We start from the raw sequence: 22,749 nt of genomic DNA, 5'->3' as shown, positions 1-22,749 counted from the left end.
ACATTTACTTACTCTCTAAAGAAATCTGTGCCATAATCTTATCATCACGCTTTCTTGAATAATCTTTAAAGAAATGTGACATTATAATTACTGCCAATAGAATTACAGCTTCTACAAACTGATAAATACCGGCACTTACACCAAGTATTGTTAATCCACTCTGAATAATAATAAGACAGGGGATACCAATAATTGCTTTGTATACTTTTGTTTCCATACCACCTTCTACAGGGATACCGCCTAAAAACATTCCAAGCATTACTGTCATTTCAAACCCTGAACCGGTATCACTTGTCACACCGCCTTGACGGCTGCACATAAATAGTGCTGCAACACCTGTAAAAAGACCACATAAGATATATGCTGCTGCCTTAATCTTTTTTACCGGAATTCCCGTTATATAAGCACATACTTCATTTTCTCCAACCGCCTTCAGCCAGCTTCCAAAAGTCGAAAATTCCATAAGATATATAACAACTATTGTAACAATCAGAAGTATAGTTAGCTTTATTGATAATGTATTAAACGCTAGAATTTCTGGAGAAAATGCTATACGCCCCTCCGGCAATAATAAAAACAATCCTTTTATAGCTCCTCTAAGTCCAATTTGCAGAGCAATTGTAACCATGAAGCCCTGTACATGAAACACTGAAACAAAAAATGCATTAATGCCTCCAACCAATGCACCTATAACAAGACTCACTAAAACAACTGCAAGCCACCCCTTATCCCCAACCAGCATTGAGGCAGTCGTACAAGAAAAGGCAATATTGACACCAAGCGACATATCTATTTCTCCCAGTGCCATAACAAAAATCATTCCAAGACCACCTATCAAATATCCGATAGACTGTGTCAATAAAGATTTAAGTGTATTGGCTTGTACCAATTTTCCACCGGTTATTACAGCAAAGACTGTTATAAGAAATAATATAAAAAGTGCCGGTGCAAAACTCCCCCAAGGGATTCTAATTTTATTTTTCATATCATCACCTCAATTACCTGTGATTCCGTAAGTTGCTCACTTCTTTCAAGAATACCGGATTCTTTTCCATTTTTCATAACAAACAGTCTGTCCGCCATACCGATTGCTTCTGCCATTTCATCTGCAATCAATATCATAGATTTTCCTTCTGCCTTCAGTTCCTGCATCAAACTATAAATATATTGTTTAACTGATACATCTACCCCACGAGTAGGGCAATCCATAACCAGTATATTTAAATCCTTGATGAGCCATCTACCAATACTTATTTTTTGCTTATTTCCACCAGACAGTGCACTTATTGCCTGATCAATCCCAAGGCACCGTACATTAAACTTTTCAGAAGCATCTTTTGCTAATTTTGAAACGGCTCTAGGTAATATAAATCTTAGCTTTCCAGCCAGTTCCTTTGCAGATGGCATATAGAGATTAGCTCGTATAGTTGTATTCATCATAAGAGCTTCACGATCTCTGTCTTTTGGAACATATGCAATCTTAGCAGCAATTGCGTCTCCGGGGTTTTTAATGAACGTTTTTTTCTCCATTTCTTGAACTTTACCTGATGAAGGTTTTATTACACCTGTTAATGCTTTTCCCACTTCATGGATTCCTGCATCAGATAATCCGCAAAGTGCCAAAATTTCTCCCTTATGTAAATCAAAGCTAATATTTTCGAAGCAATTTTTTACGCACAAATTCTCTACACGCAGTGTAACTTCATCATCTATTGGCACTCCATAATCGGTACGATAATAGCTACCTACCATTTTACGTCCTACCATCGCAGTCCTGATTTTATCTACAGTAATATCACTTCCGGACAGATTAGCCGATACGGCACCATCTCTGAGAACAGTAACAGTGTCCGCCAATTCTACCATTTCCTCCAGATCATGTGTTACAAGTAAAACAGCTACTCCTAACTCTTTTGCTTTCTGAATGATTGTATATAACTTTTTTCGATTATCATATGATAATGCTTGCGTTGTCTCATCCAGTATCAGAATATCAGGTGCAACTGATAGTGCTTTTACTACCTCAACAATTTTCCTATTCTCAACAGACAGAGCTCCCGCAGGATATCTTGGATTAATAGCTTCGAAATCATACTTTTTCAGTTCCTTTTTGGCATCTTCATAAATCCGATTCATATTGAGGACTCCAAACTTTTTATACTTTTCCATACGTCCGATATACATATTCACTGCAACGGATAAAGTATTGATAAGACCTAATTCCTGAACAACAAATCCTATTTTCTTTGCATTTGCTTCAATTGGATTTTTTGGTGAATATTCTTCACCATTTATAACCATACTTCCAATATCACACTGTTGAATTCCGCAAATTATGCTTAACAATGTGGATTTACCTGAACCATTTTCACCAGCTAATGCATGGATTTCTCCCCGCTTTACTGCAAAATCAATATCACGGTTTGCATGAGTAGGGCCAAAATATTTATTTATTCCTTTTGCTTCAAAAATAATTTCATTCTGGCTCATTAAACATCCTCCTTTGACGCACGTGATGCCAAACAGAGAAACAGTAATATAAATCCTCCAAGTACTGTATCCAACCAAGTGCCCTGAGGTACTCCAAGTCTGGTAAAGAAATTAAATATAATCGCAATAAACAAACCACTTATAAAAATTGCTACAGGAGGATTGACCTTTTTGTCCATACCTGCTGATAAAAGCCATGCACACAAGCCTTTTGATATAGTTGCAAAACTTCCAAGATTTGATGGTGCTGTTATACGGCTGCTTAAAATCATTGTAAGGGCTCCTGCAATCGCCAGCATCACTGCACCAATACCAACTCCGATGTAGATGGTTTTTGTACGCTTGATGCCCATAGATTCCGAAATATACTCGTTGCAGGAAATTGCCCGATAATTCATACCAAAACTTGTTCTTGTATGTATCAAATACATAAAGATAAGTCCGACAGCCAACAAAATAATAATCTGGGGCATCTTTATGATACCCGAGCACATACCTACCGGCAATGATACCGTTTCCTGCCCTTTTGCAGCACATACAGTAGCATACATAATTCCAAATGATTCATAAATCAAACACATAGCAATCCCAATCACCCATGGACGCATATTAAGCTTTAGCCTCAAAAATGTTGATATGAGCTGAAGAACAACAGCGGTAACTATGCTTCCTCCAAACATGCCTAAATATCCAAGATGGAAATTTACTGCAAGAATGCCGCCTACCTGTGCTGCCAGCACCATGCTGGCAGCACTTGAAAAATCAGGACCTGTTGACCATATATAACTTACTCCCCAAGCTACAAATACATTAGGTACGCAGTTGACCATAATAATACTTAAATTTTGAGGCGTAAGCAATTCTCCCTTAATAGCAATATTCATGATGACAGATACAGCAAGGAATATTGCCGGAAAAATCAGCATATTTATTATTCTTCCCTGTCGTGTTTCTTGTGATAAAAACAATTTATTTTCCGACATATAGTATACCCCTTCTCAAGTTACTTCAAGTTAACGCCTGCATCATCCAACTCTTTCTGAGTAACCTTGCCTTGCTTTAATTTATTTTCCATTACAGTTGAAAAAGAATATTCATCAACAAACTTCTTGAAATCATCATAGGTAACTTTTGAATTTTCGCGATACAGTAGATTCTTCAAGTCGTCATATGCATATGGCATTTCATTTATCCAGAACTTTTCATAAAGCTCCGCTTGCTTAGGTGTGATAGCAACAGGATTAACAACAAGATTCGCCGGGCTCCCGGAACTATCTTTAATCGTATTTCCGTCAATTGCATTTATTAACAAAGCTGAAGCAACATATGCATTTACCCATGCACCGCCATTCAAACCCTGAATATTATTATTTTTCAAATACTTAAGCGCATCTGGAGTAATATCTGTGGCATAAATATTTACCTTGCGATTCGGCATCTGTGATGTAACGGAATACGCGCCTGTTGCATATGCAATAGATACTCCATAAATACAATCCGCCTTTTTATAAGTAGCAAGCATATTCTGTATTGCTTCAATATGTGCATTTGCAGCAGTACCGACATGAGAAATTTCATCTACTTTTCCACCGCCGGCCTCAAATACTTCTTTAAATTTATCTGCACGTTTTGCTACACTGCTTCCAATTTCGTTTGCAAATACAATAGCTTCTTTACATCCATCCTTAAGCGCCTGTTCTGCCATCTGTTTGCCAAACTCTTCGTCATTGCCGATACAGCTACCTGCATAATATTGCATTTTATTAATTGGATCCTGTATTTTTGCTGTTGAAGGCGCACAATCAAAAAATGCAAAATATTTACCGGCATTATTGAAGTTCTGCGGTCCAACTTGGAAATAAGAATCCAGAACGCCCCACCATAAAGCTCCATCTACTCCGGAGTTAATCATATTCTCAACATCAGATTGTACATTATTGATATTTGCATTATCAGTTAATTCTTTAAATTTATTTTTGGTTCCTTCTACTATAACCTTTGAGGCTTTTGCCATTGTACTAAATGCATAATCTCCAGCAACGAAGCTATTCTGAGCAATAGTCATTCCAGTTTTTACATTTGTACTTGTAGCGCTTGTGTTCTCACCTTCTTTTTTAGTGGAATCAGTAGAATTTTGACTAGAACCACATCCAAATAGACCAGTACACATTGCACCCACTAGTAAAACCGTCAGAGCCTTTTTCATTAACTTCATAATACAACTTCCTCCTTTACGAATATTAATACAAATTAAGTGCTTTGTTTATTATTATACTTTTTCTTAATTTACTACCCTCCTCTAATTCTATTAATAAATAATGTGTCTCTATTATTTCATAAGCATGTTAATTTGTCAATCTTAATTTATTACTTTTGTAAATATATAAAATAAAGTCATTGAATACTGGAAAAGCCTACTAAACCTTATTTACACAAGATATAAAAAGTATAAATTTCTTGTGGTAAGATTTGGTATTCCAATATGCCAATATGGAATTTTAAGTTACTTCGGATATAAATACAAATTTTATTGTATATCTTTCTTTTTTACTTTTGCAAATTTATAAAAAAAAGTATTGACATGTCTTTTTTTTAACGATATGATAACACCATAATAACAATTCATTCAGGAGGTAACATTATGAAACCAGCATTTAAACAATTATTACAAATTGGAATTATCGTTAAAGACGTAGACGCCTCAGTAAAACTATTTGAAGAGGAATTTGGAATGGGTCCTTGGGAAGTTTCCGTTATGTCCAATCAAGGGCATTTAGCTGATTTAAAGATTGACGGACAACCATTTGATGGTGAAGTATCAAAGATGGCATTCCTTCGCAGATTTGGAATGGAGTTTGAATTAATACAGCCAATCGGAGATACACCATACAAGAAATGGCTTGAGGAACATGGCCCTGGCATTCATCATATTGCTGTTGTTACAGAAGATGCTTACGATGATGTTCTTGCAAAATACAAAGAAAAAACAGGCAAAGAACCTTGGATACGTGGACAGGCTATGAACAATCTTATGGATTTCTCCTATTTGGATTTAAGAGATCAACTCGGATTGATTGTAGAATGCTACAGAAATATCGCACCGGGACGTCCTGCTCTTGACTATGATCCACAAAAATAAACAGTTTAAGATAATATCATCAAAGATTACCGCTAAAAATACGGTAATCTTTTTTGTTTATATTCCAATATCACAATACACATTTTTTATTTAACAAAAGCAGGCGAAAATAAGTTTCGCCTGCTTTTGTTACATACTAATACCTTTTAAAACGCCCTATGCGGGTCAACCTATCCGGAAGTTCAGGAACCTTTTCCATAGTCTTAATAATGGCACCTGCTTCACAGACTTCTATACACTTTCCGCATTTTGTGCAGTCTATGTCCTCAATCATGTGTATATATCCCGGAAGCCCCTCTATACAGTCTACCGGGCAGCTTTTGATGCATATCCCGCATCCCACGCATTTTGCAGCATTAATATAAACATTAATAAAATTAGGACAAGTTCCAGCAGTACATTTCTTCTTTTTGATATGATTCTCGTACTCATTTGAAAAAAGATGTATAGTATCCAATGTAAACGCACTGCCATACTGCCCTATAGAGCATATGGTACTAAATTTCATCGCTTCGCCTATATCCTCCATGATTCTCAGACCATTTGATTCACCTTTTCCCTTTGTAATTTCATTTATCCTGACAAAAAGCTGATTAAGTCCCTCTCTGCAGAAGGTACACTTGCCACAGCTCTTTTTTCTGCTCTCCAACAGAGCTTTCTCGGCTTGGGCAATCATACAGCATGACTTATCATAGATAGTTATTACTCCGTCCCCCATGACAAGCTCCGGAGTAATTTCCTTCTCCAGAACCGAAGCATCATACAACTTACTGCCAATCTGTACCGCTTTTATATCATTTGCATCAATTTTAACCAGACACCCTATTTTTGTTCCGAATTTAACATACTCTGCTTCTCTTAGCTCAGTGCAGCCGAAATCCGATATTTTCAGTATGCTTACCCAAGTACCGGGAACATAGGTATCATTTACTGCTTCTGCAAGCATGCACAATGTTTCAATATGACAAATGCAGCCGTTACTCATGAGGCGCATATCTACAATTTCGGTACGAATATCAACGTCTATCTTCAACTCTTGAGCTGTTTTCAATACTTCTTGTTTTAAGCCTTCTTCACCCTCCGGAATATATAACAACATTTCTGAGGCCTCCATCAGCCATGACAAGATTGCCAAGCCCTGAAGTACTTTTTCCGGTGTATCCTTGAGTATTTTAAGAATCATATGTCTGAAGTCATTATTATTGAGCCCACCAGCCACCCGCATGGGACCATCCTCACTGAAATATTCTTCCTTTATTGTATGTATTTTATGATAAAGCGAACTATGATATAGTCCATATTCCTGAATATCAGCCTTTTGTATTTTTTTTAATACAGCTTCTCTTCCATATTTTTGAGCTTTCTCTAAAATTGTCATACAACGTCCTCCTCTCTGCCTTTAAAGTCACCCCACAGCCTTGGAGGAGTTATCTGAAGACGCAAATCGCATTGCAGGCATCTTCCAGCTTCTTGACATACATCTTCACTGCAAATTCCGTAATCCATCACTTTAAAATTATCCTGCCGCTTTTCTGCAGCAACAATCTGTCCCGTTGCTCTCTTTTCATATCCGAATTGTTTCTGCTTTCCTATAAATCCATCTGCTTTTTCTATTGGTGCCAGTATTTCACTAATATTTCCATCGCCACCAAGATATCTGTCAATTTCAATAGCTGCTTCACGCCCCGATGCAACTGCCTGAATCACCGTTTTAGTTCCATATACGGCATCCCCTGCTGCAAAGATACCCTCTTCAGATGTCATAAGACTTCTTTCCCTTACGGCAATGCAATTGCCCCTTCCAAGTGCAAGACCCGCCTCTTCCGTAATAGCAGGACGCTGTCCTGTAGCAAATATAACCGTATCTCCGTCAATATGCTCTTCGGACCCTTCTTCCTTTTTAATAACTGCTCTGCGATTGGCATCAAATTCAAAAGATAAAACCTTCATAAAATCAACACCTGTTACAGAATCAATACCGGTAATCCGTTCAAAAGACCTTGCAGGATAAATTTTAATACCTTCCTCCTGCGCTTCCAGTATTTCTTCTTCAGAAGCTGTCATTTTGTCTCTCGCCTCAAGACAGGCAAGATGTACTTCTTGTGCTCCCAGCCTCTTGGCTGTTCTTGCACAATCAAAAGCTACATTACCACCACCAAGGATAATAACTTTTTTCCCAATTCCTGTTTCCTGATGCAAACTTGCCTTACGCAAAAACTCGGTATTTAACAATACCCCTGCAAGCTCGTTACCCTCTATAGGCAGAGAAATACCATTATGTGTCCCTATCGCCATCAATACAGCATCATAGTCTTTCCGCAACGCTTTTGGCGATTCCACTCTGGTATTTACTTCTGTATGAATACCTGTCTCTTCAATAATAGTATATTCCTCTGACACAATTTCCCTTGGAAGACGATACTCAGGTATTCCATAACACATCATTCCGCCAATGGTAGGCAATGCTTCTTTTATTGTAACGTCATGACCTTGCTTTCTCAAATAGTATGCCGCTGTCATTCCGGCAGGGCCTCCACCAATAACGCAGACTTTCTTCCCCGAATCAGGTAACTGTTTTCCCTTTCCTCTCCATATTTCTCCTGTATCCTGATCTGCTGCATAGCGCTTCAGATTTCTTATTGCCATGGCCTCATTAACATTACCACGCTTGCATTGAAATTCACAAACGTTTGTACAGATACGACCCAGTGATTTCGGAAATGGTACTTTTTCACGGATAACTGCTGCCGCCTCATTAAACCTGCCCTCTTTGATATACCTTATATAACGAGGTACATCTGTGTGGGCCGGACATGCTGCGCGGCAAGGTACGACAACCTCCTCCTTGGGCTTGTTATCTGAATTAGCCATCATAAGTTTGTCACATATGGAACCTGTCGGGCACACCTCCGAACACGCCTGACAAAATCTGCAATCGGCATCAATTAACAGTTTGTCATGCAGAGTTCCTACATAAGTCTCCATATCTTTTTTCTGATACTGTAAAGTTCCAACCCCTCGCAAATCATTACATGCCCTTACACAGCGTCCACAGAGCACACATCGGTTCATATCATGGACAAGCAGAGGATTTTCCTCTTGTGTTTTGAAGCCTTTTACACGGTACTTCATATCCGCTCCTGCACCACCCATATACTGAATCAATGTCTGAAGTTCACAATTTCCATATTTAGGGCAAGTCGAACAGTCTTCGGGATGCCCTGCCAGAAGCAGTTCGAGAGCCAAAGAACGTAGTTTTGCCAACCGTTGGCTTTTTGTTTTTACTTTCATTCCATCCTTTGCACGTAATGTACAGGAGGGAACAACACCTTCTGTTCCTTCTACTTCCACAATGCACATCCTGCAGGAGGCATTCTCCGGAAGATCCGGATGATGACAAAGATGTGGAATATAAATGCCCGCTTCAAGTGCACATTCTAAAACACCCTTATGTTCCGGTACCTCAAGCTGAATTCCATCAATTGTTAGGACTGCCATACTTATGCCTCCTCCCCTTTTATATAGTTTGCCGCACTCATTCCGGCAATTCTTCCTGTATTTACTGCATATCCCATAGAGTTACCGGGAAGTAAAAACATATAGCTGTCATCATAAATATTGCAGGAGTCTGCACCCGCACAATATAAGCCCGGAATAGGCAAATAATCATCGGCACATGCCTCACAGTTTTCATTTATCCTCACACCGCCTACAGTACCATATCCTCCCGGATGAATGGCAGCCGCATAATAAGGCGGCTTAAACAGCGGACGTAGATATTTTGGGTTTTTAAAGAATTCCTGATCACGGCTGTCACAGAAATAATTATAATCGTCTATGGTTTTTCTCAGGTTTTCCACATCTATCCCTGCTTTTTCAGCCAGCTCTTCAATGGAATCCGCCACAAAGTAATTCTTTGAACCGTTCTTGATCACCATTTCAATTCCTTCATAAAAATCAGATACATCCGCATCAGGCTGCACAAGACTGGTAACATCTACTCCGTTTTTAATATAATATTTTACTATCGATGTATCAACGATACTGAAGCATACTTTATCTTTCTGGTGACAGGCAACATTACTCAAATAAGTAGTGTTTTGCATATAATCTTCATTCATAATTCTTTTTCCAAACCTATTTACCAGCAAATTCGGCTGCCGCATGATGTTGGTAACCCCTGCTGTTACTGCTTCACCGCCTCCTGTATCCGCTGCGGCCTCAATACGCACCGGCATCCTGCCTGCTCCTGCCTCCCAAGCCATCTTTAGTCCATCGCCTACGACTCCCGGAATAGCGAAGTTAAACACTGTTTTTCCATGTTCCAGCCCAGTCATTTCTTTAATCATCTGTTTATTTGCCCCTGCCCCTCCGGTACAGATAATAGCTGCGTTACAGTTGATGCGTACCTCCTCTCCGGATGGATCTTTTGCTGTTACACCAATGACTTTCCCATCTTTTTTCAGTATTTCCTGTACAGGGTGCTCCAGCAATACTGTTACTCCTAATTCCAGCGCTTTCTCATATAAAGCTCTGTTCATAAAAGAGGCTGCTCTCGGACCTATTCCCTTATCTGTTTTTACAATATGCCAGGTAGCTTCTGATTGTGGAAAATAGCGAAAAGCTCCTTCAAATTCAACACCTATATCCTCCAACCATGCAATTGTATCAGCAGACTGTGAAAAATAGCGTTTAATCAAGCGTGCGTCTACATTATAATGTGTGTAGTCCATGAACATATTAAATGCCTTTTCAACAGATAGATCAATCATCTGTTCTTTTTGATAGCGTGAACCAATTCCCAACGGCCCCATTCCCATATTAGCCGCCCCTCCGATTGTTGCTGCTTTTTCCAGCAAAATCACTTTAGCGCCATCCTGCGCTGCCTGCACAGCAGCAGACAAACCTGAAGGACCGGCAGCAATTATAGCAATTTGTGTTTCATATATTTTCAATATATCCCCACCTTCCACTTTCTTATGTCAACATAATAGTAAGTTGATTTATTCTTATTATAGGTTTAAACCAGACAATATTCTTGTTCACAGCAGTTCTTTTTCTCTATTAATACTATCATTTTTTGAACTAAATCAATTTTTGTTTCTTTTCCATCTAAAAATATTAATTTTTATGTAATATTATTAATTTTTTTGTTTAGACTTATTGAATACTTTATCTGAAATCTTATATAATATAAAAAAGCTTTATTAATTCAGGAGGTATTATGCAGCCACAATACCGTATATCCCAAATAATTTCTCAACTGAATGTACACCAAATAACTAACCCGGTTACACTCTGTCTCTGTGATTATTCAATACTTTGTACGTTAGAAGGAAGCCTTCGTATTGAGTTTGAAAATCAACATTCTCATTATCTGCAGACAGATGTAATTTTATTGCCCCCCGGTCTTTCGGTAAACCTGAAACCTGATAAATATGCTCTATGTCTGATTCTTCAGATAAAGCCTTGGTTTTTGTTAAACACACTGGATTGTCAGAACCTATTCGATAAGATTTATGGCAGTATTAAGACTCCTTACTTACAGACCCTGTATCCGCATGCAATTTTAATTGCACGTTATTATATGAACATAAACGAGCATGAATACGAAATCCTTTCTGAATTGTTTTGCTGTATCTCAATAATTCAGAAACACCTTGTGTCAGAATCAGTTTGTACAGATGCTGCTACCCGGGAAAACGGAAAGAGAAATAGAGAAATCCTTGAATATTTACAGATGCATTCAAAAGATTTCTTAAGACTGCAGGATACTGCTGAGGCAATCGGGTTGACTCCTCAATATCTGGCCGCTTTTTTTAAAAAATCCTTTGGATGTACTTTCATTGAATACGTTCACCGGTTAAAAGCATCAAAGTGCTATTTCTGGTTAATTTATACACAATTGTCCGATCAAGAAATATCTGATTTTATGGGGTTTCAGAATTTAACAAGCTATCATAAAGCAATCCGGCTATATTATCACTGTTCAGCAGATGATATTCGCAAAAACAGCAGGTTACCTTCTGTTCCGTCAACTTTTGATGACGCGACAATTATTTTAAAACCCGACTCCATTTTTTCAGAACTGCCGGATGATCCCCCTACTTTTCAGATAGTAAAAAGAGGGCAGGTACCTCTGGTCACCAGAGCAGATATAAATATTCTTAAACATAGGCCTGTTTCTGACTCTTGGAAGTATCTCATAAATCTTGGATTTGCTTATCAGCTTATAAGTCCGAATCTTCAAAGTCAACTTAGGGAAATTCAGGAAAAAGTACACTTTAATTATGGACGTATTTGTAGAATTTTTGACTTAGCTGGTATTGAACAGGTTCATGGGACAAAACTATACAGCTTTGAACTCATTTATCAAATTATTGATCTGATGGACTCTCTGAATATGATTCCTTTTCTTGAGTTGAGCAACAGACCTGTAAAAATTAACGTTAATTTTCAGGAAACACAGGTTCTAAATAACGCAGAACAGCCCATTATATATTATAATCGGTTATTACAAATCCTCCCTGAATTTATAAGGAGCAGCTGTAACCGTTATGGTATAAGTTATGTAAAAAAATGGAGGTTTGAAATTTGCTATGATTTTTACGATAATACCTCACAGTTAACTTTTGGACAATATGCAAATTATTTTAAAAATATTACGACCGTAATCCACTCAATCGTTCCTGAATGCATTGTAGGCGGACCGGGATTTAATACTCACGAGCCGTTAACAAAACTGGAAAATATTCTGAGCAGCTTTGACTCTCTCAAAATACATCCTGACTTTATAAGCATGCAGGTTTTTTCTGCAACAGGCTACGGCGCGGATATGCATCTTTCACTTGATAAGGAAACAGTAAATGACAGAACCAGAAATGTCGTTGAATTTATCCATAAAAAATATCCCGGGGTATCTATTTTGGTAAGCGAATTTAATTCCTGCCATACAGCCAGGAATCATCTGAATGACACTCTGTTTCAGGCAACCTTTCTGGCTCGCTATTTAATTCAAAATCTGGATATTGCAGATAGCTTAGCCTACTTTTCCTTATCTGATGTTAGTACACGTTATACAGATTCAGATAATATGCTGTTTGGCGGAAATGGGTTATATAGTTACCAAGGAATTCCCAAGCCCGCATTTTATATATACTCTTTTTTCCAGAGTCTAGGGGCTTCGATGTTGAGTAAGGGCGATAACTATATCATCACCTCCGGCTCAAGCACCAGTTTTCAGGGCCTCTTTTTTAATTATGCTCATATAACGGAAGCAGTTTCAAGTAATAACCTTAGTTTACAAGATTTAACTTTGGGAGAACAACTTTTTGAAGCTGTTCCACCGCAATTTATGCGTTTCCGCTTGCATAATGTGCAACCGGGTTATTATTTAGTTAAAGTAAACACAATTAATCATACACACGGCAACATTTTATATAACTGGTACAAAAGTGCCTTTATCAATATTTATGAAAAAAAAGATATCGATTTTTTTAAATCCCTTGCTAAACCAGCCTTCAGTCTGTACACAATCAAGGTTACAGAACAAAAAATTCTGGAGTTTTCTATACTACTTAACCCACAGGAGATTCATCTGTTGTTAATAGATTACAGCATCCCCTTACCTAATACCGAGAGGAGCATTAATGATGAAACATGACCTAAATTTCCCAATTTCCTTTTTACATCAATACCAGCTTACACAGACTACCCATATAGTACCTAAGACATTTGATATTATTTATATTATCTCAGGTCAGATAATAATCTCTTCCAGCAAATCGTTAAGCCGTACTTATGCCAGCGGAAATGTCTTTACTCTGCATAGTAATCAGGACTATGTCTTAGAACCGGCAGGAAACAACATAATTCTGCATTTAGGTATCCTACTCTCTTTTTTAGAAGAATATGTTGGGCAGGATAGCCTGATTGTCTGTGACTCTGTCTTAGAGCCAAACCGTAATCATATAATTCTTAAGAGATTACTATCCAGTATAGCTTCTCAATATCTGGACAACTTCTCAAGCCATAAATTGTCAATCTATGGGCTTCTATTTCAGCTTATGGACTGCCTACATAAAGATTACCTGATATCATTACCTGATAACCCTATTACGGAAAATGAAAAATATCAGGATAGAATTCAGGTAATACAAAATTATATTTATCGGAATTATAATCAGCCTATTACTTTAGCCTCATTGGCAGATTCTCTTTCCATGAGCCAGCAGTATCTTTCCAAATACTTTAAGAAGCATTTTCATGTAAAATTCAATGAATATTTAAACCATCTTAGAATCCAGCATGCCTTACGTGATATCTGCTACACTAATGATTCCATTACTGATATCGCATTACGCCATGGATTTTTCAATGCGACTACCTTTAGTAAGCTTTTCCGCTCAGTTTACCATATTTCTCCAAGGAATTACCGTAAAAAATACCATCAGACAACAACTCTGGATTATGATTTTCCTATGGACAGCACCGAAACTACACATCTGATTTCCAGCAACTTTATACACAGCAGACAAATCTGCGTTGATGTGCAACATTCCACCCCGGTAAACTGTAATTATTGTAAACTTATTAATATTGGCTCTGCAGGCAATTTGCTGTTCAGCGGCTTTCAGAAGCAGTTTGCCGACGCCAAAATTAAGCTAAGCTTTTGCTTTGTCCGTTTAGAGAATCTTATAAGTGACGCTTTAATTCCAACACTTGCTCCGAATAATCAATATTATTTTGCAGATGTCACTGCAATCCTTGATTTTCTTTATGAACAAAACACTCTTCCATTTATTGAATTAGGAAAAGGAGCATATCATAAAAACAGACAGTTTCAGTCGATGCTATCGGCTTTCCTTGAATTTATAACACTGCGTTATGATTCCAACTGGTACAGTCAGTGGATTTTTGAGTTTGGGAAGGTTCAATTTGAATCGGTGGCAAGCTATATTAAAGAATATCAAGAGATACATTTTATTATTCACCAGTATATTCCTTCCGCCAAGTTGGGGGGGCCAGGATATGATACCTGCTTGAAACAGGAAGATTTCACCTCTTGTTTAGAGGCGTTTTATAATGAGAATATATTTCCGGATTTTGTTTCTGCATATTTTTTCGAAATTCAGCATTATAATGAAGTTAATAAAAATATGCCTATATTGCCACCTGATAAAGATTCATTACTAAAAAAACAAAAATGGATATTAAAGAATATTAAAGAAGTTTTCAGACGTGAAATACCACTTTATATTACAGAATTCAACTCATCAATTTTAGCTGATACATTTATTGATTATTCCTGTTATCAAGCGGCATTTCTCTGCTACAACCTGCTAAATCTTCATGAACACTCAGAGCTTATCGGCTACAGGATGTTAAGTGACTTAGCTTACAATCCTAAAAAACTAACTACTGGTCCACAGTCCCGTATTAGCCTTATTGCCAAAAGCGGAATAAAGATGCCTGCGTTTTACGCGTACGAACTGCTAAACAAACTCGGAGGCTCGCTGATAGAACAAGGTGAAAACTTCTGTATAACGCAAAGTGAATATAACCACTATCAAATTTTGGCTTATCAATTTGCTTATTTATCAAATCATACTTTTTTGCAGGAAACTGATTTACAATCATTTAAAAATGTTTATACTATATTTGAAGAAGTTCCGCCAGTTCAAATAAATTTTCAACTGACCGGCTTGAAACCGGGAGTATATCGTATTCGCCGCTATCTTCTTGATAGAAGTCACGGAAGTGCACTAGACATTCAATTAGGTGGCTTGCTGGCAAGCAACAATATTACTGAGGATATTTACTTACACAAAATAGATAATCCTTCGCCCAAGCAGCTTCAATATCTGTCGCAGGCGTGCATTCCTGAAGAGCGAACCATCTATCTGGATATCACAGCAGACCTCAACATTATCACAACGCTATCTGCACATACAGTATGTCTGTGGGATATCGTCAGAGAAATATAACTTATGAAGCTGTTTACAGCACCTTGTCTTTTTAATTGATAAAACAAACAAGGTGCTGTTCAAAAAAGGCCTATTATTCAGTTATAAATCTATTAACCTCTACCATCAGGACCTCCGATAAGTCACGCAGCTCTTTTGCCTTGCCGGAAAGCTCTTGTGCTGACACCATCTGTTCCTCTGTGCTGGCAGAAATCTCTTCAGTGGTAGCTGCTGATTCCTGAGCAACTGCTGAAATATTTTCAAGTGATTCATTAACGTCAACCTTTAATTTCATAATATTTTTAACAGATATTTCTGTTTTTCCAATGCTATTTATAACATTGTCCATAGAATCAAATATCATTTTAAAGAAAGTATCGGTTTCTTTAACAGCAAATATTTGATCATTAACTGCATCATTGGATACCATAACTTCAGCAACTGTTTCCGCAGTTCTCCTTTCAATATCGGTAATAATATTGTTAATATTTTCTGTAAACTCTTTTGTCTGATCTGCAAGCTTCTTGACCTCGTTTGCCACCACAGCAAATCCATGACCAAGCTCTCCCGCATGAGCTGCCTCTATCGACGCATTTAAAGATAGTAAATTAGTTTGACTTGAAATTCCTATTATCATTTTCAGTATATCTTTGATTTTATTCATGCTATGGCTTAGCTCATTAATAGTTAGCGTCACTTTTTTACTTGTATTATATACTTGGTCTGACTTTGCAATTAAATTTTCAATTGATTTTGATGCATTACTATCCAGATCATTTACTTTTTTTGCAATTTCCATAACCTCACATATATCATTCTCTACATAAGTAATACCTTCTGAAAGCTTGTCCATATTAACGACACTATCGTTTATCTCAGAGGCTTGATCTACTGCTCCAATTGCTATTTGATCAACAGTTGCCGCTACTTGTTCTAATGCACTATGCGTTTCATTTGAAGTTAATGAAATAGTGTTTGCAGCACTAAGTACACTCTCGGAAGTATTTCTTACCTGTGATACAAGTGTATTTATATTTAAAAGCATATCATTAAAATTATAACATACTCTAGATATTTCATCTCTTCCATAGTCAGATATCCGACACGTCAGCTCACCTTCTTTAGCCTTTTCCATTGATACAATAAGTCTATCCAAAGGTTTTGAAATGCTTCCTGCAATCAATAGGCACACTACTAGTGCTATAAAAAGGCATACTATCCCAATTACTATATATTGAATTTTAAGTGTCTCTGCAGCACTATTTAAAAATGAATATGGCACAATCGATGCAACATACCAGTTATCACTTGATGCTGTTAGTTTTGAATATGTAACCAAGCTTTTTTGCTTGTTTATATATAGCTCCATATTAGCCGAAGAGTTTCCATGATTTTTACTTTCAGTCTTAATTATCTCATCAGCTATTAATTTTGACGCTGCATTAGCAGCTCCAACAGCATAACTTTCTGTAGTTCTGGATGATATTATTTTTCCGTCCTTATTTATAACTATAATAGGAAAACCCTTTGTGTTATTTGAATCTTTTCCTATATTCATATTTTGAAATAATTCTACAAGGAAATTCAAATTAGGGATCAATACCATCTTTGAAATTACATTTCCGCTTTTTATATCCGTTATGTCCTTTTGGAGTGCAAAATATTTATTCTTTTTGCTTTCCATATCAATATCATAATCCACCCATGTCAGCTTATTTGTAGTTGTTTTAATAATTTGATCAGTATTTATATTAATATTATTATCGCTATTATAAACTATACTCTTCGAAAAGTTTTTACCATATAATAAAGTACAATTTAATATGTTCTGTGTTGCTATGAATTTGTTTGTCATAAAAACCCTAATATTTCCCTGTCTTACTATACTATCGTACTTATCACTGCCATCAATTTTGTCAAGATCACCTTGAACCTCAGGAGCCACCATTATGTCAACAAATTTAGATTCAACCTCCGCTATTTTTCTATCCAAAACTATGCTGATTTGATTCATTAGTTCCAACGAATAGCTTTTGACTTTTTCATCAATGGTATTTGTAGAACTTTTATACGATGTTATCCCTGTAATGACTAAAATTGCAATCAATACCAGGCTGAAAGCGGCTATTAGCCGCATCTTGATTCCAAATCTTCTCAATATAAGAAATTTACTCGGATAATCAGTTACATTTTTTCTCTTACCTTTTTTATTTATTTCAGTTTGAATAATTTCACCGTGCTTTCCAATTTTAATTATTCTGGCCGGCAATGCAGTAAATGAATTGATAAGTAACCTGGTTTTTTTTGTTATCTGTTGAATTTTCATGAGTATCACTCCTATTAGAAATATTTTTGAGTGTTTAGAAATAGAATTTTAAATACAGTTATAGTTGGCACTAATCTCAATAAAAAATTACATCCAGATTAGAATTCTACACTTGTTTTAATTTTATAATTATATAATACAAAGAATCAATTCAATGTCTACCGCTTCTTAAAGGAAATTATTTATTTGATGTCAGCATAAATTAGGTTATTACCGTTATTTTGTTACACATAAACTTATGGTATACTTTACCATATACATAGACTTAGACCCCTCATTATTTTTTAAGTACAAGGAGATAAAATGAACGCCTCTCTTTTATTAATTGCATTTATACTGATAAGATTCGGTTTATTAAACATATTAAACAAGGATGGGATAAAACGTGCGGCCTTATTCGCTCCGCTGATTGGAAAAGAAAAGGTAATATACTGGTTTTATCAGATTTCAAACCTCTTATTCTTTGTCTATTTATTCTTCCTTAAGATTACAACTGACTCGTATTGGTTTTGTGCAGGTTTAGTGATATCCGGATTAGGGTTATTGCTATGTCTTACATCAGTATACAATTTTGCTAAACCAGAGGAAAATGGCATCAATGTTAACGGATTATATAAGATTTCTCGTAACCCTATGTATGTAGCTTATTTTATTTATTTTTTAGGCTGTGTTTTTCTTACTCAGTCGATAATCCTGCTAACATTATTAATAGTTTTTCAAATATCAGCTCATTGGATTATCTTGTCTGAAGAAAGATGGTGCATAAATAAATTTGGAGGAGAGTACAAAAATTATATGAATGAAGTAAGGCGCTATATTTAAAAGGTTAAAAAGGGTCTGTCTCTGTTTGGTGTTTTGATTTGTGAAGCAGGCAGTAAATATGTTCCCATATATGTCTCAATTTCTATATTTACGTCATTACTTCATAACGTATTTACTAGTTTAACATTCAGCTCCACTTTCAGTTTGCCAATTTTGCCCTGTACCGAAAGCTTTATTGTATGACTCTCACTGTCACTGATATTATCAACAACCGCTTTATCAAACTTCACGTTAACATCAACATTACCTTTATCATTTTTAATATTTTTTGTCTGTCTTTGCCAGTTTTAAATCCTTTAAGGAGGTCTTTAGATGTTTTTTTATGTAATCTGCTCATAAATCTTCTTACACTCCTTTTGTTTCTGTATTTACTATGACATTTTATCAATGAGTTCTCTCAAAAAACTCTCAAAATAAGCTAAAAGGTCTGACCCCCATGGAATATGGGAATCAGACCTTAGCGAACATATTTAATTAATTTTATTTTTCACCTTATGGTGTTGTTTTTACCGTTACTGCTTTACCTGAGGACACACTAACGTTCACAGAGGATATTGGTCTTCCGTTTGATGTCTCTTGAACAGCATTTTTAGCCAAACCATTTATATAGAGTTTGCTTATTCTTCCGTCAAAACACGCTTTCCATGTAATTGAGCCTCCCGCGTTGTTTGTCAAGGTGGTTTGTGTGTTACCATCGTGACGAATCTTCAGGTCATTGCTCCCAACTTTAATATGGTTGGCTTCTACCCATGGAATTTTTGTAGCAGCAGGTAATTGGGGCAACGTTCTGACAGTATTGTTGGGTGCGTCCGGAGTTACTCCCATCAATCCTGAGATTGTACTTCCTATACAGACAAATGGTACCTCTGGATAAGTTGCATTGGAATCCAGAATTTGTTTTAAATATTTCCATCCGTATTCGTTCTTCCCATGCTTGTAGAATGTTTCAGGCAAATATGTTTTTGCTTCAATATTCAGTGAGTTACCGGAAGTCTCCATACTATCAACAGAGTTCTTTATGTATTCCAGATAGGTATCTGTTCTTGAAGCATTATCTGTTATTAAAGTCATAGGCATAAAGAAACTATTCTCATGTCCCCAGTCGGATCTGAAATTCTTTCCTGTTGATGTATAGAATCCGATTTCTGTAACATTACAGTAGCCTCCGTCTGGTGACAAATAGCGCAAATATCTATAGGCAGTTGGATTAGATACCTCCACCGTTGTCCAGGTGTCTGCAGCAGGTGTAGTTCCAATGGTATACAAATCCACAAAGCCTGACGTCTGGCTGGTGTTGGAGCCCTGAAACTTTCCTCCTACCATTCTGCTTGCCCATCCGTTTCTGGGATAATAGGTTATCTTGGATACACTGCTGGCATTTCCTGCCCCAAGGTCAATCCCAGTGAAAGCTCCGTTGGCGATTGCACTATCCATAAATGTATTTATGTTTCCGTCTGTTGCCTTGTCAGAAGTAGCAACAGGGTCATCGCCATATGAGCCTGATGTACCAAATTGGGTACCTCCAAGTTTAACAGGCCCAATCAGACTATCGGTGGATGTATTTGGAACAACAGAAGGCGAATAAAACTCCAATTCCGCAACGTTACAGTAGCCTCCGTCAGGAGATACATATCGCAAGTACCTGTATTGAGTTGTATCTGACACAGTTGCTTCTGTAAAGATACCTGAAGCAGGCATGGTGGTTATTGTGTGCAAATCAACATATCCTGCTGTCTGGCTGGTGTTGGAACCTTGAAACCTTCCTCCCAACATTCTGCTTGCCCAGCCGTTCCTTGGATAGTATCTGATTTTGTATATTCTTTTCTCATTTCCGGCTCCCAAATCTATCCCGGTATATGCGCCGTTGGCGTTTGCACTATCCGACCATGTATTTATGTTGCCGTCAGTGGCTTTGTCAGAAGTTGTAGAAGAGTCGTTACCAAATGAGCCTGATGTACCAAATTGGGTACCTGTAACCTTGCCCGGGCCAAATCCCCGTACATAACGGTTATTCGTACTGTCAAACCAGTGTGCTTCAAAATTGGAACGAAGGGAATCAGCCTTGGCTTTGTAGGTTTGCGATTCAGCAGTGAGTCCTTTCCATGTAAGGATGTTTGCATACGCCAATAGAGACTGGTACTGACATCCAATTGAATCTCCGGCAACAACAAAGTGCTCGCTGGGGTTTGGAAACTCATAATAGGATGCTAATTGAGTGGTTTCTGTAGCAGCTCCATCTGTATTTTTCCCTTGACTATTCATGAAATTAGTATTTATATTGGTATAGAAATTTGACATCTCAGTATCATTAATCCACTTGTTGTCACCTGTCCAAAGATACTGTTCATAGCTCCGCCATATCATGTCAAACGCAGTAGGCAACGTTCGCCACTGACTGCTTCTAAAATCTTCATTGGGTGTACCGTCCAGATTTTTTAAATTATAATTATACCACCAGCGCGGCCAGTAATAATCCGTGGTTTGCTGTCCTACTCTGCCGTTTGCACCTGTGGCAAATACCTTCATCATAGAGAAATTCTCCAAATCTAAGCCCAGCAAATGTGCCCCTTCCATATAATGAGCTACATCTCGTGCACAAAATTGCCCTTGGCTGTTGGTTCCATCATCTGTCATGGCAGCAAAGTAACTTGGAATATAATCAAATTTGTTAGCAGTTCTTACATAGCTCAATGCCTTATCTTTTGCCCACTGAAATTTTGACTGAAGGTCTATGCTATCGGCAATACTGGTATCTGCTGTCAGTGTCAAGGTGCTTGAGGGATGTGTTTTGGTTACTTTTGCCTCCGCCCAATCAGCATGGTCATTTGAAGTAGAACCATCTGCTGTATCTGCAATGAGTTCCAATTTACCAGCTCCAGTTATGTCAACCATTACCTTTTGAGCTGTGGAACTTGCGGTTAATGTGGGGGACTGATATTTTTGAACACCATCTACTTTTACAATGAACTTTACAGACCCATTACCACTTCCTACTTCGTTATCTACGCCTACATAAGCAGTAAAAGTGTTAAAGTTTTGCTTGAGGTCGTAGACAATTGTACTATTTGCATGTGTCCCTATTCCTTTGGCATAGGTATTGCCATTTAACCGTATACTGTTTGCATTAAAACTTTGATCCATTCGGATAGGGTTGAAGGCAGCCGTTGTGAGTGAAGAATTGTAAGGATAATCACTTAAAAAATAGCTGTAATCCATTACAGTCGCATTTGCCGGAACCACCATTTTCATCTGAAAGACAACTGCAATAACCAATGACAATAAAACTGAAAGTACAAGCTTGAATTTTTTTCTCATTTCATATAACCTCCTTCTTTTATATGAAAATTATATATTATTTACATTTATTGTCAACAATGTTATTTATAAGCATTATTCCCTATAGTTGAACAGCAGCCTGACTACTGAACAGTTTATCTGTAGCATTATCATCTTTAAACCATATTTTTCAGTAAAGGCAAACTGTCTCGTCTTTCAAACTTCACTATTTCCCACATTTCCTTCTCAATTATCTCAGGACTTTCCTCCACATGGTACTACCTTTCCACTTCTTTTGACTATTAAATCCTTTGTGAGTTTTAACAGTGCAGGCTCCCCCGTCATTAACTGTACAATTAAAGCCATTTGTTCATTCCTCTAAATGCTCTACTGCCATTTCTATAATTTTTTTTATATGATCATCGGCAAGGGCATAATAGCTGTGTTTCCCTTCTTTATGGCTGCTAACTAAGTTAATCTTTTTTAAGCTGCTAAGCTGATGAGAAATTACTGATTTTGTCATATCAAGTAATACTGCCAGATCACAAACGCACATGGGACTTTGGTCCAGTGCAAGTAGAATTTTTATTCTTGTGCGATCCCCGAATACTGCAAAGAAATCAGCAATACTTACAGTTTTATTCATATCTGGTATATTCCTCTTAACGGTTTCAATAACATCACCGTGAATAGCTTCACAATCACAACCATTTTTGCTTCGTCTCATTTAA

15 protein-coding genes are annotated in these 22,749 nt (G+C 37.2%); 4 read left to right on the top strand and 11 right to left on the bottom strand.

Annotated elements, in window-relative coordinates; translation table 11 throughout:
* Positions 1 to 4 precede the first annotated feature (4 nt).
* Genes P0092_RS03205 through P0092_RS03190 form a run of 4 tightly spaced genes read right to left on the bottom strand, consistent with a single transcriptional unit; the run spans position 5 to position 4,705 of the window.
* Positions 5 to 985 carry an ABC transporter permease gene (locus P0092_RS03205; protein WP_004618947.1) on the bottom strand — a complete coding sequence of 327 codons (981 nt, stop codon included), beginning with the start codon at positions 983 to 985 and terminating at the stop codon, positions 5 to 7.
* Entirely contained in the window at positions 982 to 2,490 is a 1,509-nt protein-coding gene (locus tag P0092_RS03200) for a sugar ABC transporter ATP-binding protein (protein WP_004618948.1), read from the bottom strand. Before P0092_RS03200 ends, P0092_RS03205 begins: the two co-directional genes overlap by 4 nt.
* Positions 2,490 to 3,473: an ABC transporter permease subunit gene (locus P0092_RS03195; protein WP_004618949.1), complete on the bottom strand. Its 984-nt coding sequence runs from the start codon at positions 3,471 to 3,473 to the stop codon at positions 2,490 to 2,492. Before P0092_RS03195 ends, P0092_RS03200 begins: the two co-directional genes overlap by 1 nt.
* A gap of 20 nt (positions 3,474 to 3,493) precedes the next feature.
* Positions 3,494 to 4,705 carry a sugar ABC transporter substrate-binding protein gene (locus P0092_RS03190; RefSeq protein ID WP_004618950.1) on the bottom strand — a complete coding sequence of 404 codons (1,212 nt, stop codon included), beginning with the start codon at positions 4,703 to 4,705 and terminating at the stop codon, positions 3,494 to 3,496.
* Positions 4,706 to 5,131: 426 nt separating this feature from the next.
* Here P0092_RS03190 and P0092_RS03185 point away from each other — a divergent pair, with 426 nt between their 5' ends.
* Entirely contained in the window at positions 5,132 to 5,629 is a 498-nt protein-coding gene (locus tag P0092_RS03185; protein WP_004618951.1) for a VOC family protein, read from the top strand.
* 136 nt (positions 5,630 to 5,765) lie between these two features.
* Here the strand turns inward: P0092_RS03185 and P0092_RS03180 are convergent, their stop codons facing one another.
* Genes P0092_RS03180 through P0092_RS03170 form a run of 3 tightly spaced genes read right to left on the bottom strand, consistent with a single transcriptional unit; the run spans position 5,766 to position 10,584 of the window.
* Positions 5,766 to 7,007 carry an NADH-ubiquinone oxidoreductase-F iron-sulfur binding region domain-containing protein gene (locus P0092_RS03180; RefSeq protein WP_276187065.1) on the bottom strand — a complete coding sequence of 414 codons (1,242 nt, stop codon included), beginning with the start codon at positions 7,005 to 7,007 and terminating at the stop codon, positions 5,766 to 5,768.
* The gene (locus P0092_RS03175; protein ID WP_004618953.1) at positions 7,004 to 9,127 is read right to left on the bottom strand and encodes an FAD-dependent oxidoreductase; all 2,124 of its coding nucleotides are present in this window, start codon (positions 9,125 to 9,127) and stop codon (positions 7,004 to 7,006) included. Before P0092_RS03175 ends, P0092_RS03180 begins: the two co-directional genes overlap by 4 nt.
* Positions 9,128 to 9,129: 2 nt before the next feature.
* Complete coding sequence (locus P0092_RS03170; protein WP_004618954.1) at positions 9,130 to 10,584, bottom strand: FAD-dependent oxidoreductase; 1,455 nt, start codon at positions 10,582 to 10,584, stop codon at positions 9,130 to 9,132.
* A 269-nt stretch (positions 10,585 to 10,853) separates the two neighbouring features.
* Here P0092_RS03170 and P0092_RS03165 point away from each other — a divergent pair, with 269 nt between their 5' ends.
* Both P0092_RS03165 and P0092_RS03160 read left to right on the top strand, forming a co-directional pair.
* Positions 10,854 to 13,292, top strand: a complete 2,439-nt coding sequence (locus tag P0092_RS03165) for a GH39 family glycosyl hydrolase (RefSeq protein ID WP_276187064.1) — start codon at positions 10,854 to 10,856, stop codon at positions 13,290 to 13,292.
* Positions 13,279 to 15,615, top strand: coding sequence for a helix-turn-helix domain-containing protein (locus P0092_RS03160; protein WP_004618956.1), 2,337 nt, complete (start codon positions 13,279 to 13,281; stop codon positions 15,613 to 15,615). Before P0092_RS03165 ends, P0092_RS03160 begins: the two co-directional genes overlap by 14 nt.
* Positions 15,616 to 15,688: 73 nt before the next feature.
* On the opposite strand, the gene P0092_RS03155 is transcribed toward P0092_RS03160, so the two are convergent.
* Complete coding sequence (locus P0092_RS03155) at positions 15,689 to 17,920, bottom strand: methyl-accepting chemotaxis protein (protein ID WP_004618957.1); 2,232 nt, start codon at positions 17,918 to 17,920, stop codon at positions 15,689 to 15,691.
* Between the two features lie 303 nt (positions 17,921 to 18,223).
* Between P0092_RS03155 and P0092_RS03150 the strand changes: the two genes are divergently transcribed.
* Positions 18,224 to 18,742 (top strand): methyltransferase family protein, encoded by a 519-nt coding sequence (locus tag P0092_RS03150; RefSeq protein WP_004618958.1) that lies wholly within the window; start codon positions 18,224 to 18,226, stop codon positions 18,740 to 18,742.
* A 101-nt stretch (positions 18,743 to 18,843) separates the two neighbouring features.
* On the opposite strand, the gene P0092_RS03145 is transcribed toward P0092_RS03150, so the two are convergent.
* The 3 genes from P0092_RS03145 to P0092_RS03135 form a co-directional block, all read right to left on the bottom strand.
* On the bottom strand, positions 18,844 to 18,972 hold the full coding sequence (locus P0092_RS03145; protein ID WP_004618959.1) for a hypothetical protein: 129 nt from the start codon (positions 18,970 to 18,972) through the stop codon (positions 18,844 to 18,846).
* Positions 18,973 to 19,234: 262 nt separating this feature from the next.
* Positions 19,235 to 22,057, bottom strand: coding sequence for an NPCBM/NEW2 domain-containing protein (locus P0092_RS03140; protein ID WP_004618961.1), 2,823 nt, complete (start codon positions 22,055 to 22,057; stop codon positions 19,235 to 19,237).
* Positions 22,058 to 22,388: 331 nt separating this feature from the next.
* On the bottom strand, positions 22,389 to 22,745 hold the full coding sequence (locus P0092_RS03135) for an ArsR/SmtB family transcription factor (protein WP_004618963.1): 357 nt from the start codon (positions 22,743 to 22,745) through the stop codon (positions 22,389 to 22,391).
* Positions 22,746 to 22,749: the final 4 nt, after the last annotated feature.

It is taken from the genome of Ruminiclostridium papyrosolvens DSM 2782, assembly GCF_029318685.1.
Lineage (GTDB): Bacteria > Bacillota > Clostridia > Acetivibrionales > DSM-1351 > Ruminiclostridium > Ruminiclostridium papyrosolvens.
Note: the sequence above shows the minus strand (reverse complement) of the source record. Positions and strands in the feature narration are given on the sequence as shown.

Coding starts and splice junctions, on each gene's coding strand:
- P0092_RS03175 (WP_004618953.1), bottom strand. CDS start 9,127: ATGGCAGTCCTAACAATTGATGGAATTCAGCTTGAGGTACCGGAACAT.
- P0092_RS03195 (WP_004618949.1), bottom strand. CDS start 3,473: ATGTCGGAAAATAAATTGTTTTTATCACAAGAAACACGACAGGGAAGA.
- P0092_RS03200 (WP_004618948.1), bottom strand. CDS start 2,490: ATGAGCCAGAATGAAATTATTTTTGAAGCAAAAGGAATAAATAAATAT.
- P0092_RS03155 (WP_004618957.1), bottom strand. CDS start 17,920: ATGAAAATTCAACAGATAACAAAAAAAACCAGGTTACTTATCAATTCA.
- P0092_RS03190 (WP_004618950.1), bottom strand. CDS start 4,705: ATGAAGTTAATGAAAAAGGCTCTGACGGTTTTACTAGTGGGTGCAATG.
- P0092_RS03140 (WP_004618961.1), bottom strand. CDS start 22,057: ATGAGAAAAAAATTCAAGCTTGTACTTTCAGTTTTATTGTCATTGGTT.
- P0092_RS03150 (WP_004618958.1), top strand. CDS start 18,224: ATGAACGCCTCTCTTTTATTAATTGCATTTATACTGATAAGATTCGGT.
- P0092_RS03135 (WP_004618963.1), bottom strand. CDS start 22,745: ATGAGACGAAGCAAAAATGGTTGTGATTGTGAAGCTATTCACGGTGAT.
- P0092_RS03165 (WP_276187064.1), top strand. CDS start 10,854: ATGCAGCCACAATACCGTATATCCCAAATAATTTCTCAACTGAATGTA.
- P0092_RS03205 (WP_004618947.1), bottom strand. CDS start 985: ATGAAAAATAAAATTAGAATCCCTTGGGGGAGTTTTGCACCGGCACTT.
- P0092_RS03160 (WP_004618956.1), top strand. CDS start 13,279: ATGATGAAACATGACCTAAATTTCCCAATTTCCTTTTTACATCAATAC.
- P0092_RS03180 (WP_276187065.1), bottom strand. CDS start 7,007: ATGACAATTTTAGAGAAAGCTCAAAAATATGGAAGAGAAGCTGTATTA.
- P0092_RS03185 (WP_004618951.1), top strand. CDS start 5,132: ATGAAACCAGCATTTAAACAATTATTACAAATTGGAATTATCGTTAAA.